The organism is Marinilactibacillus piezotolerans, assembly GCF_900169305.1.
Lineage (GTDB): Bacteria > Bacillota > Bacilli > Lactobacillales > Carnobacteriaceae_A > Marinilactibacillus > Marinilactibacillus piezotolerans_A.
Window position 1 is genome coordinate 312,232 of record NZ_FWDP01000003.1, and the last position, 11,549, is coordinate 323,780.

Below are 11,549 nucleotides of genomic sequence, written 5' to 3' on the forward strand. Positions count from 1 at the left end.
CTCCTTTTTATAGAACGATTTTCAGTACATGACCTGCAAACTCTTTTTAACACAGAATAAGAGGGATTGAAAATGATAGACCCTGCAAGCTATAATCTAACCAAAGGTTTAAGAGTAGTTCAGTTAAATCGGTTCAGAAGGAGAGACAATGTGGCACGAGTTCTAAGCGAAGAGTTGATCTACGAAATATTATCAGTCGTTGAAGAGATTCCCGAGGGCAAAGTGGCTACATATGGTCAGATTGCCAGACTGATCGGTAGAGACAAGAATGCCAGACTAGTGGGGAAAGTGTTAAGTATGGCAGAGTTTTATGGGAAATATCCCTGTCACAGAGTGGTGAATCACGCCGGCAGGTTGGCTCCGGGATTTAGAGACCAGAAGGATCTGCTGGAAGCGGAAGACGTAACAATGAAAAATGAGACACATGTTGATCTTAAAACCTGTCAGTGGAGCGAGTAATACTGTTCCGGAAATATAGAAAAGGTTATGGAAACTGTGTCCATAACCTTTTTGAATGTATATCGATTAGTATTCCAATGCTTTCAATTCATCTATGGTAACGTCTTGTTCTTCATAGTTGTCGACCATGAAACCACTTAGGTTGGAGAATTCTTTATAGAATAGGTCATAAGCCGTCAAGTCAGTATTGAAATTATCTTGGTTCAGTTTCAAGATCAGTTCTTTTGTCTTAGCTTGCGTGTCGCTGTCCAGTTCCCAGCTGTCTGGTCTTAGACGACCGACTTCGTCATATTCTGGTTTATCTCCATAAATCATTTCACGATAGATACGGTCCTGGTGCATGATCGGCGTTTCATGTGTGCCTTTTTCAGACATGACTTTATATAGACCGATGCAGTATACAGGGAAGAACGGAATAACCGAGCTGGCTTTAGTAGTTACAGCAGTCGCTACAACAATCAATGCTTTCCCATTGATGTCAGCCAGCAATTCATTAATGTTTTCAGCTTTTTCATCACAGTCCGCTTTCGCGCGTCCAAGTGTACCGCCGCCATAGTAAGGACGATTCAATTCAGTACCTAGATAAGAATAATTAGTCGTCAGTACGTTATCAGCTAAAACGCCTGCTTCCTTCAGAGCTTTCATCCAAAGTTCCCAGTCTTCTCCGCCCATGACTTTCACAGTATCATGAATTTCCTGATCTGTTGCCGGATCCAGTGTTTCCTCGTAGAAATCCTGGTTTTGCATATTGATATTTGGACCGACTACAGGTTCGCCGATTGCTTTGATAGAAGAGTTATACGTTTCTCCAGTATCCGGATCCGTTCTTCTGCCGCTTGCCAAGCTGTATACGACAAGGTCGACTTTGCCGCCGAATTCATTCTTGATATAGTCAATGACTTCCTGCTTGCTTTCATGACTGAACGCATCTTGTACGAAGTTTTTAGCCACAAGTCCTTCTTTTTCAGCCGCTTCTTTAAAAGCAATATTATTGTACCAGCCAGCTGTTCCTAAGTTCCGCTCGCTTTTCGGTCCTTTTTCAAAAGAGACACCGATCGTGTCAGCGCCTGTACCAAAAGCCAAGCTGATTCTAGTCGCCAATCCGTAGCTTGAAGAGGCTCCAATAATCAAGACTTTTTTAGGTCCTTCGTAAGTTCCCTGGTCTTTTACATAATTGATTTGATTCAAAACTTCCTGTTTTAGTCCGATCGGGTTGACCCCAATCGCTACATTTCCTCGAATATTCTGTTTAAAGTCCATGATTCTTATTCCTCCAATTATTCTTCTTAAGAGTATCATATCAGAAATGCTTTTTTACAGGAACGGTTTGTTTGAGAATATCTGTTGAACGTGATTAAATAAATAGTTATTTAATCAGATGTTCTGTAAAATGAAAGAAAGAGTATATAGAACATGAATGCGAGGAGTGGTTAGAGATGCAGATTCATCCGATCAAAGCGTTATCTGATAATTATATTTGGGTGATGGAAGAAGGAAAGGATGCAGCAGTAGTGGATCCCGGAGAGTCACAAGGTGTGCTGGAATACCTGGAAAAAGAGCAGAAAAACTTGCAGGGCATTCTTCTGACGCATGAACATACTGATCATGTCGGGGGTGTGGAGGATATTTTAGCAGCTTACCCTGACACACCAGTCTATGGGCCGAGCGAAACAGCTGAATATGCCAGTACCATCGTGAAGAAAGGCGATACTGTTGAACTGTTGGGACTGACTTTTGAAGTACTAAAGACAGCGGGCCATTCAAAAGAACATATCAGCTTCCTGTCAGGTGATAGCTTATTCTGCGGCGATGCTTTATTTTCAGGTGGATGCGGCAGAGTGTTCACGGGTGACTATCAAGCGCAATACGATGCTTTACAGCAATTTGCTAAATTAAATGGTACTGTAGCTGTTTATGCTGGTCATGAGTATACAGAGACAAATCTCCGATTTGCTCAATCTGTTGAACCAGATAATGAAAAAATTGCTGAAGCCTTAAAAGAGGCTCAGGAAAAAAGAGAAAACGACCAACCGACTTTACCGTCAACGATTGAAAAGGAAAAGAACATCAATTTGCTGATGGAGGCTGAGAACTTAGAAAGATTTATTGAGCTGCGTAAAGCGCGGGATGAATTTTAAAGATTTGTCGCAAAAGTTTTTCAGATAGTCAAAGGTCATGTACTATCCAGAATGAATAAGAAATCGTCAGAACTAAACAATTTACAATCAATCAAAAAGGTCAAACAAGCTGGTTTACAGGAGCTTGTTTGACCTTCAATTTTATGCTCATCTAAAAGCTGAATGGGAATCCAAATGAATGTATGGCAATAAACAGGCAAAATAGAATCAAAGCAATTATTAATATAACGGTTATTGTAAAAAGACCGAATAATAAACCGGTCTTTCCTTTTTGAAGTTCTTCTTTTTCTTCATCATTCAAGTTCTTCTTCATCACGGAATGCCTCCTTTTTCACGGGATCCAGCTGTCTGCCTTTTGCAAAGAGTAATATCACAGCCAGCCAGATACCTATATCTGTAGCAATCATACCGATTAAGTAATTTAGTAAAATAAAAAAGCTGGAAAATAAGATGAAAAACCCTAGAAAGTGCTGAGTGTTTCTTAAAGTCTTTTGCCAGTCGAACTTGTCTCTGTCCAGTTCATGTTGACCGTAACCGCCTATCCACTTGACAGCGTACTTTTTAGGGAGCAAACACAGTATAAGTAAAGAAAAGGAGAGAGTACCAAGCAAAGCATAAAAAATTTCCAGACTGCTATCAATTGTTCCGCGCTCAAAAAATCCTTTAATGAATTCTAACAAGGTAAGTGGCTCCATATTTTTTTACGTTAATTCTATTTTAACATAGACAGTGACGTAAACCATCAGTCGCAAGTCTGCTTTATAAAAAAAGAGTCAGAAGATTGTTGCAGCTTTCAATTAAACGACGTACTATGAATGAAAAGAGTACAAAACTGTTAAATGGGAGACCACTTTTAACTTAATTCAGAAAAATAGAATCAGATAAAACGTACACTGGAGGAAAACATGAATAACAATGATCGATTGGTAAGACTAAGATATGCTTTGGATATAAAAGACACGGATATGGTAGAAATATTCAAGCTGGGGGAAACGGATGTAACTAAAGCAGACGTTCAGGAAATGCTGACTAAACAAAACAGCCAAGCAGAAGCAGATGACGATAGTAAAACCGAGAATGTTTACGCTAAAGCATGCGACAACTATATGTTTGAGTCCTTTCTGAATGGTTTGATAATCTTTAAACGCGGCAGACAGGAGACAAAACCAGGGGAGTCCAAAAAGCCTAATAGAATGATCAAAAATGATCGCAGTGTCAATAACGTGCTCTTAAAGAAAGTGAAAATCGCTTTGTCTTTGACAAGTGATGATATGCTGGATATTTTAGATGATGCAGGTGTATTTATTTCTAACAGTGAGTTGAGTGCGGTGCTCAGAAGAGAAGGGCAGCGGAACTATAAAGAATGCGGCGACCGTTATGCCAGGAACTTTTTAAAAGGTTTGGCACTGCATTATAGAGAGTGAAAAAAGAAGTAGTTTTAGATAAAAAAGAAAGCAACAGTGATTATGAACTGCTGCTTTCTTTTTTAAAATAAAATTTATTGATATCTCTACGTTAAATCCTTAATCGCTTGAACTTCATTCTCTGTTAAGGAAAAATCGACAATCTCTGCGTTCGATTGAATGTGCTCTTCATTTCCAGAGCGCGGAATCGGAATCGTATTCAAGTCAACGGTCCAGCGTAAAGCAATCTGCTGAGGCGACTTGCCATATTGATCGGCCAGTTTCTTGATGGTTTCATTGTCTAATTGCCCTTTTTTGAGCGGAGAGTAGGACATGATGACAATGTCATGACTTTCGCAGAATTCTTTTGTATCCCAGTCAACATTGCCGGGCGCCAATTCGACTTGGTTAATAGAGGGCGTTACGGTAGCGTTATCCAGTAACGGCTTCAGTTCTTTGCGGGTAAAGTTGGAGATACCGATCGATTTGACTTTACCAGATTTAAGGACGGCTTCAAACCCTTTCCAAGTTTCAATGTTTACTTCATCGTTATCAGATGGAGAGTGGATCAGAAGCAAATCAATGTAGTCGAGCTTTAATCTGCCTAAGCTTTCTTCTACTGACTTTTGTACACCTTCAAAACTCATATCATCCTCTTCAACTTTTGTTGAAATAAACAAGTCCTCTCGTGCAGCATCATTTCCAAGAGCGGATTGAATTCCTTTTCCAACTTCCTCCTCGTTTCCATAGTTAGGGGAAGTATCAATTAATCGATAACCATGCTTGATTGCAAAGGAAACCGAGTCTGCAGCTTTTCCCCCTTTTAGTTCAGCTGTGCCGAATCCCAGTGACGGAATCATCGTATTGTCGTTCAACGAAAGATGTTTCGCTAAGTTGTTTACCATGCTGACCATCCTCTCTTATTTGCTAGCCTAAGTTTAAAAAACAAAAAAGATTAATTCAAAAGAAACCGCTTTTAAAACGGATTTTTTTCGGGACGTTTGTTCAATAGGCTATATAAAAAGGGTGGTCGCTGTTGATCGAACAGCTATATGTATTTTAAGTCACATTTAATAAAATAAAATATCACAATTCATATAAAAAATTATATATTGTATTGACTGCTATTTTTAAAAAGCGTATACTTCTATTTGTAACAATGTGAATGTTAACACAATATTAAAATTTTTGTTTGATTGTAATTCACAATCGGTGGTTAGTCACAGGCTATCTAAGTGAGGATGACGGTAAGATGAATATTGAATACTTTATCAAGGCGCGAAAAGAGAAAGGCCTTTCGCAGCTGGATTTAGCAAAGGGAATCTGTACGCAGGCAACGTTAAGCCGATTCGAAAGTCATGCTCAGATTCCCAATTTAAAAATCTTAAATCAACTTTGTAAGAGATTAGATTTGCCGTTAGGAGAGCTTTTTCCTAAGGTAGGTGTGCAGTATACCGACGTGATAGAGAAGATGAATCAAGCAGAATTCTTTTTGATTACAAGCGAGTATGAACAGGCGGATGATTTGCTGGACACCATCTCAATAGAGGAGATTGAAGACATTAATTTATCGATGCGCTACTATTACATAAAAGGGTTTATCTCGATTTTTCAAGGCGGAACGGTTATTGATAACCTTTTTATTCTGGATCAGATTTTATTGGAAGAGGAATCCGCGGATTCTGAGATTTTTCATCTGCTGGCCTATACGGGAATCGGCATGATATATGCACAGGAAAAGGATCAGGAGAAAGCGGAGTTTTATTTTAATAAAGTATTGAAGCGTATCTATCAGTATCCAACGAAGAAGATGGAGGATACTTGGCGGGTGCTGCACATCGTATTTGAAAGCGGCGTTTTTTATGCACGTTCCAATGAGATGGAGATCAGCAATGCTTTATTGAATTATGCTGTTTCAATTTGCTCAGATAATCACGTAACCTATTATCTGGCTCGTGCAGCCATTCAGCTAGCAAAGAACGCTATAAGCCAGCAACAGCCTAAAGCATATGTTCTTGAATTGATTTACGATGCCAGAGCCTACTCAAAAATCAATCAGAACAGAATCGCATTGAAGGAGTTGGCCGTTATGGAGCAGGATGTTCTGACACAGGAAGCGAAAGGTGTTGAGTTCAGTGGAACAGAAAAGGAGAACCGTTCACTTAATGGGGACGGTCATTGATCTAATGATTGAACATGATGCGGCTGATCGGATTTTAAGTGAAGTCGTCAGACGATTAAAACAATATGAGCATCGATTCAGCGCCAATGATCCTCATTCTGAATTGATGGCTGTAAATCAGAATGCTGGAATTCAGCCTGTTTCTGTACATGCTGAACTGTTTGAGCTCATTGAGCTTGGCAGACAGCACAGTCTGGCACCAGACAGTCATTTGAATATTGCAATTGGACCGCTTGTTCAAACATGGAGAATCGGATTCAAAGATGCGAGAGTACCTGCAGACGAAGAAATCCAACAGCTTTTAAAGCGGATTGATCCGCGAAATATCATTTTAAACAAAGAGAAACAAACCGTCTATCTGTCAGAGCCGGGCATGCTGATCGATCTGGGGGCGCTGGCAAAAGGGTATATCGGTGATCGGATCATCGATTATCTGAATAGCGTTGGTGTGAAAACGGCGCTGATCAATCTTGGCGGAAATCTAATAGGAATGGGACCGCCAGCCGACCACAAGAAAGATTACTGGAAAATCGGCATTCAAAATCCTGCACAGGAGAGAAACCAGTACGATATTGCCTTGAAAGTGGTCGATCAATCTGTGGTGACTTCAGGAATCTATGAAAGAAGCCTGAAGCAGGAAGGGCAGGATTATCATCATATCCTCGATCCTCAAACCGGCTACCCCATGACCACAAATATTGCCAGCTTAACGATTTGTTCGGATCAGTCCGTTGATGGAGAAATTTGGACAACACGGTTATTCGGAAAGCCGACCTGGGAGATTTTAGAAACGATCGATCAGCTACCGGGCATTGAAGGATTAGTCATCACAATAGAAGGAACAACCCATTATTCAAATGGATTAAAAGACACCGTTATACAAAATCAAACGACTGTACGTTAATTTGAAAGGAAGAATATCATGACAACATTAATTGGCCTCGTCGGTACAAATTCAGACTACTCAACAAACCGTAAATTGCTGCAATTCATACAACGGCATTTTACAGAAAAATCAGAGATGGAGATTGTAGAAATCAGAGATCTCCCACTATTCAACAAGCCGCAAGATAAGACAATTCCTGAAGCCGTTCAGCTGCTGGCAGACAAAATCGAAGCAGCAGACGGCGTGATTATCAGTACACCTGAATACGATCACTCTGTACCGGCATCATTGATCAACGCATTAAACTGGCTGTCTTATGGCATCTATCCTTTTGTCGATAAACCGGTCATGATTACAGGTGCTTCATATGGAACACTGGGGTCCTCCAGAGCGCAACTGCATTTGCGTCAGATTTTAGATGCACCAGAATTAAGAGCCCGCATTATGCCCAGTTCTGAATTCCTGTTGAGCCACTCTCTTCAAGCTTTCACAGATGAAAATACGCTCATCGATAACGAGCAGATTGAAAAGCTGGAAGGGTTGTTTGAAGACTTTTTGAAATTTATCAATATTACTGCCCAATTGAACCATGCCCATGATTTGAATAAAAGGGAAGCTGAAAACTTTTCTTGGGAACGAGTATAAAATAAGGAGATGAAGAAGATGAAAATTGTTGGAATCGTTGGATCAAACGCAGAGGTATCCTATAATCGTACATTATTGCAGTACATCAAAAAGCAGTTTGACTATTTATTTGAACTGGAATTGATCGAAATCAAAGATATTCCATTGTTCAACCAAAGTAATGATCAGACAAAAAGTGTACCCATTCAAAATATAAATCGAAAAATTATGCAGGCAGACGGTGTGATTATCGCAACGCCGGAACATAATCATACAATTCCTGCTGCATTGAAGAGCGTTTTAGAATGGCTGTCCTTTAATATCCACCCTCTGGAAAATAAACCAGTTATGATTGTCGGAGCTTCTTATTATGATCAGGGTTCTTCAAGAGCACAGCTGCATCTGCGGCAGATTTTAAATGCACCAGGTGTTCATGCAATCGTTATGCCTGGAAACGAATTTCTGTTAGGCAAGGTAAAAGAAGCATTCGATAACAAAGGGGATTTGAAAGATAAAGGAACAATTGAATTCTTGAGCAGCTGTCTGGATAAATTCGTTCAGTTCATCAAAGTTGTTTCTGTCATTGAAGGGCCGAAAAAACCTGCACTTGAGCCTGAAGATCTATATGCAACAGGAAAAATCGAGACAACGGTCGAAGGTGTTGATATGTATGCAGACGATTGGCTGGAACAAGCCGCAGAAGCCGTCAATGCTGTCGAAGGAGATACGTATGTCAAATTAGATCGTGGATTGTTGACGGTTGATCAGTTAAATTACTTCTTGGCTTCTATGCCGATGGAATTGACCTTTGCGGATAGCAATAATCAGTTCTTATATTATAATCATACATTGCCGGCAGAAGAGATGCTGGCTTCAAGAAACCCGGGACAAGTCGGTAATCCGCTGGCTAAATGTCACCCGCAAGCTTCATTCAAGAACGTAGAATGGGTGATCCAGCAATTGCGTTCAGGGGAATTGGATGCTGTTCGTGTAAACGTTCCGACGCATGGTCCAGATAAATTTGTCGTTCATAACTATCAAGCAATGCATGACAAAGAAGGAAACTATGTAGGAATCAATGAATATATTTTGGACTTCCAGCCCATTATCGACTGGTACTTGAAACAGACTGGTAAAACACTAGAAGGTGGTGCTGACGGCGTTTCTGGAGCCTCAGCGAGCGACCATGCAGAAGAAAGCGATGCGGTATCCGGAGCTTCAGTAAGAGAAGAAGATGAAGTAATGGATGCAGTATCTGGAGCTTCTGTTAAAGGCTAATCACTAAAAAGAGGTTTGGCCCAAAATCTCTATTGATCAAAATTTATCAAGCTTTAAGTATAGAATAATCAAAAATCCCGTCAAACCAAGGATTGAATTTCCTTGAATTGACGGGATTTCACTTTCTATCTAGTTTTGTTTCAGCCTTTTAAAGCGGCATATTATGCTTTGCAAGCAGTGATCAACGGAATAGATCCAAGAATTTTTCCCATAGACTTTTTGGTTCTTGCGGGGTTGTTTCAGTTTGTTTATTGGATGCTTGATCTGTATCTGACGCGCGGTACTGAATGACAAACTGCACATTTTCCGTCTGGTCATTACGGTCATCCATAAAAGACTGAACCTGATAATCTTCATTTGAGAATTCAGCGACAGCTTTATCTATTTTTTCTTCTGTTTGATCTGGCAGGTCAGAAGTTTGGGAAGCCAGTTCGGATGTACCAGAAGCCAATTGATCAGCGCCGCTTACTAAGGAATCAGAACCGTTGGCAGCATTTTGAAGGCCAGATTCTAATGCCTCTGTACCCACGAGTAATTTTCTGGATCCAGTTTCAAGTGTTCGTGTGCTGTTGTGAAGTGTTTGTAAGCCGTCTATAAAAGCTAAGGAACCGGCGTGTGCAGCATTCACTCCATTGTTCAATTCTTTGGATCCGCTGGACAATCCGGCTGTACCTTCGGCCAGGCGCTGTAATCCAGACTGTACAGAGCTTCCGTTTGCTGCCAGAGTACTTGCTCCTGTTTTTAATGCTTGAGTTGCTGCAGTGGCTTGCTGAATTCCTTTCGATAACTGGCTGGTACTTTCAGTATATTGATTAACCCCTTCATCAAGGGTTTCATATTGGTCAACTAAGGAGTCGATAGCTTGCTTCAATGGTTCGACAGTTTCTGAGATTGAAGACAAATTCTCTATTAATGTCGTTACTGCCTCGTTGAACGATTGGTATTGCTTAACGAGTTGGCTGCTGCCAGCTTTCAGGTCCCCCTCGGGTTGGACTACTCCTTTAATACCTTCAATAACTTGTTGGCTGCCCTCAATATAATAGGTATTTGCGTCAGTTAATTGCTCAGTTTGATTGATAGCTGTTTGAAGGTCAGTGAGTACTGCTTCATCTAATAGTCCTTCTTCAACTAAAGGTTGTAGTTTTGTCAATTGCTCATTTAAAGCAGCTAATCGTTCTTTTGCGGCTCTATTCTGATCGGCTAAGTCTGAAGGAGATAGACCACTTGTTTTAAGCTTAGTTTGATATTCTTCAATAGATTGATCTATATTTTCAATCCCCATGTCCAGGTTAATCATACCGGATTGGATATTCTGTGAAGCATCAGCCAACTCAGCGGCTTTATTGAATGATGCTGTCAGAAGACTGACTTTTTCCTGTAGTGTTTTTAGTGCATCTAAAACACGAGCAGACCCATCAGTCAGAGATTTAGACCGGTCGGTTAATTGTTGAGCACCTGATTCAATGTCTGATAATGCTTGAGTCAAATCTGATACACCCTGATCAACTGAAGATAGTCCATCAAAGAAAGGTTCTGATTGTTTTGCTAATTGCCGACTTCCTTGATTGAGTTGTCCAGCAGCTGATTGAAGCTGTCTGCTGCCATCAGTCAGATCTGCTAAACCGTTCTCCAGTTCTTTTGTTTTGGCAAATGCTTGAGCGGTACCCGAAACAAAAGCCTGGCTGCCTGAGTAGAGTTCGCTGGCTCCATTTGTTACTTGCTGACTTCCGCCAAGTAATCTTTCTAAGCCGCTATTCAACTCTGTGCTGCCGGAAAATAGTGATTGTGATCCGTCATTGACAGCCTGGATACCCGTCTCTAAATCGGCTAAGGGCTCAGTAAAAGAAGAAAGGTCAAATAAGTCTTTATCTATCCCAAGCGTCAATGGAGCACCGTTAATAGACCAGTCAAAGTCAGCAAACTCGGTAGTGTCTACTATAAAAGTAAGCGGTTCTGACTGACCTGGTAAAACGGTCCATTGAACTTGCTGCTGATTACCGGCTGTGCTGACAATACCGTTTTCGCTGTTTAAATCAAAATGCGTGTCCAAGTCCATTGAAGTACTGATTTGTAAAGCATAATGGTCAACATAAGACATCAAAGCCTCATCCGACTCATCGGATGGTTGAATGTTGACTTCTACCTCCAATGTGCCTGACTGACCAGCGGATTTTTCAGGGTCTATTTCTTTTCCATCCAGCAGATAGTGGAAAGTAAATATCCAAGGCAATTTACGGTTTTGAAGCTTACCTTGTGTAATCACCCGATTTTCGTCTGTTTGAATCACAGACTCATCTGCTGAGGGAGAGGTTAAATCTGCATGTGTTGTGTTCAACAGACGCAACTCTTCGTAATCTCCAAAGTCTTTGATTAGACCTAGATTGGACCCTTCAAAAACATTGGTCGTATACATATCTTCAACAGATCCAGATCGATCAATTGTAGTGTAGATCAATTCTTCTTTTGTAAAATTATCTTCATTTGCTTCTGCAGCAAAAGCTTGCAGAGGCGTAGAGAGTGCGCCGGCAATCAAAGCAGCAGTACTGAGGTAAATAATTGGTTTTTTCATTATAAACTTT

General features: G+C 40.6%; 12 protein-coding genes. 7 read left to right on the forward strand and 5 right to left on the reverse strand.

What is annotated here, in order from left to right; translation table 11 throughout:
* The first annotated feature begins 150 nt into the window (after nucleotides 1-150).
* Nucleotides 151-459: an MGMT family protein gene (locus B6F02_RS03305; RefSeq protein ID WP_080146084.1), complete on the forward strand. Its 309-nt coding sequence runs from the start codon at nucleotides 151-153 to the stop codon at nucleotides 457-459.
* Nucleotides 460-525: 66 nt separating this feature from the next.
* Here B6F02_RS03305 and fabV read toward each other — a convergent pair whose 3' ends face one another.
* Nucleotides 526-1,719 carry an enoyl-ACP reductase FabV gene (fabV, locus tag B6F02_RS03310; protein ID WP_080145980.1) on the reverse strand — a complete coding sequence of 398 codons (1,194 nt, stop codon included), beginning with the start codon at nucleotides 1,717-1,719 and terminating at the stop codon, nucleotides 526-528.
* A gap of 176 nt (nucleotides 1,720-1,895) precedes the next feature.
* Between fabV and gloB the strand changes: the two genes are divergently transcribed.
* On the forward strand, nucleotides 1,896-2,597 hold the full coding sequence (gene gloB, locus B6F02_RS03315) for a hydroxyacylglutathione hydrolase (protein ID WP_080145981.1): 702 nt from the start codon (nucleotides 1,896-1,898) through the stop codon (nucleotides 2,595-2,597).
* Nucleotides 2,598-2,748: 151 nt separating this feature from the next.
* Here gloB and B6F02_RS10995 read toward each other — a convergent pair whose 3' ends face one another.
* Complete coding sequence (locus tag B6F02_RS10995; RefSeq protein WP_179128512.1) at nucleotides 2,749-2,910, reverse strand: hypothetical protein; 162 nt, start codon at nucleotides 2,908-2,910, stop codon at nucleotides 2,749-2,751.
* Nucleotides 2,891-3,277, reverse strand: a complete 387-nt coding sequence (locus tag B6F02_RS03320) for a hypothetical protein (protein WP_080145982.1) — start codon at nucleotides 3,275-3,277, stop codon at nucleotides 2,891-2,893. Before B6F02_RS03320 ends, B6F02_RS10995 begins: the two co-directional genes overlap by 20 nt.
* A gap of 225 nt (nucleotides 3,278-3,502) precedes the next feature.
* Between B6F02_RS03320 and B6F02_RS03325 the strand changes: the two genes are divergently transcribed.
* Nucleotides 3,503-4,021 (forward strand): DUF1456 family protein, encoded by a 519-nt coding sequence (locus tag B6F02_RS03325; protein WP_080145983.1) that lies wholly within the window; start codon nucleotides 3,503-3,505, stop codon nucleotides 4,019-4,021.
* An 86-nt stretch (nucleotides 4,022-4,107) separates the two neighbouring features.
* Here the strand turns inward: B6F02_RS03325 and B6F02_RS03330 are convergent, their stop codons facing one another.
* Nucleotides 4,108-4,905 carry an aldo/keto reductase gene (locus tag B6F02_RS03330; RefSeq protein WP_179128513.1) on the reverse strand — a complete coding sequence of 266 codons (798 nt, stop codon included), beginning with the start codon at nucleotides 4,903-4,905 and terminating at the stop codon, nucleotides 4,108-4,110.
* 347 nt (nucleotides 4,906-5,252) lie between these two features.
* Here B6F02_RS03330 and B6F02_RS03335 point away from each other — a divergent pair, with 347 nt between their 5' ends.
* From B6F02_RS03335 to B6F02_RS03350, 4 genes are read left to right on the forward strand one after another with little or no spacing between them, the layout of a single operon-like run.
* The gene (locus B6F02_RS03335) at nucleotides 5,253-6,182 is read left to right on the forward strand and encodes a helix-turn-helix domain-containing protein (protein WP_080145985.1); all 930 of its coding nucleotides are present in this window, start codon (nucleotides 5,253-5,255) and stop codon (nucleotides 6,180-6,182) included.
* The gene (locus B6F02_RS03340) at nucleotides 6,166-7,086 is read left to right on the forward strand and encodes an FAD:protein FMN transferase (protein WP_080145986.1); all 921 of its coding nucleotides are present in this window, start codon (nucleotides 6,166-6,168) and stop codon (nucleotides 7,084-7,086) included. Before B6F02_RS03335 ends, B6F02_RS03340 begins: the two co-directional genes overlap by 17 nt.
* Nucleotides 7,087-7,104: 18 nt before the next feature.
* On the forward strand, nucleotides 7,105-7,713 hold the full coding sequence (locus B6F02_RS03345) for an NADPH-dependent FMN reductase (protein ID WP_080145987.1): 609 nt from the start codon (nucleotides 7,105-7,107) through the stop codon (nucleotides 7,711-7,713).
* Nucleotides 7,714-7,731: 18 nt separating this feature from the next.
* Nucleotides 7,732-8,970, forward strand: coding sequence for an NADPH-dependent oxidoreductase (locus B6F02_RS03350; protein ID WP_080145988.1), 1,239 nt, complete (start codon nucleotides 7,732-7,734; stop codon nucleotides 8,968-8,970).
* Nucleotides 8,971-9,151: 181 nt separating this feature from the next.
* Here the strand turns inward: B6F02_RS03350 and B6F02_RS03355 are convergent, their stop codons facing one another.
* Nucleotides 9,152-11,539, reverse strand: a complete 2,388-nt coding sequence (locus B6F02_RS03355) for a hypothetical protein (RefSeq protein ID WP_080145989.1) — start codon at nucleotides 11,537-11,539, stop codon at nucleotides 9,152-9,154.
* Between the last annotated feature and the right edge of the window lie 10 nt (nucleotides 11,540-11,549).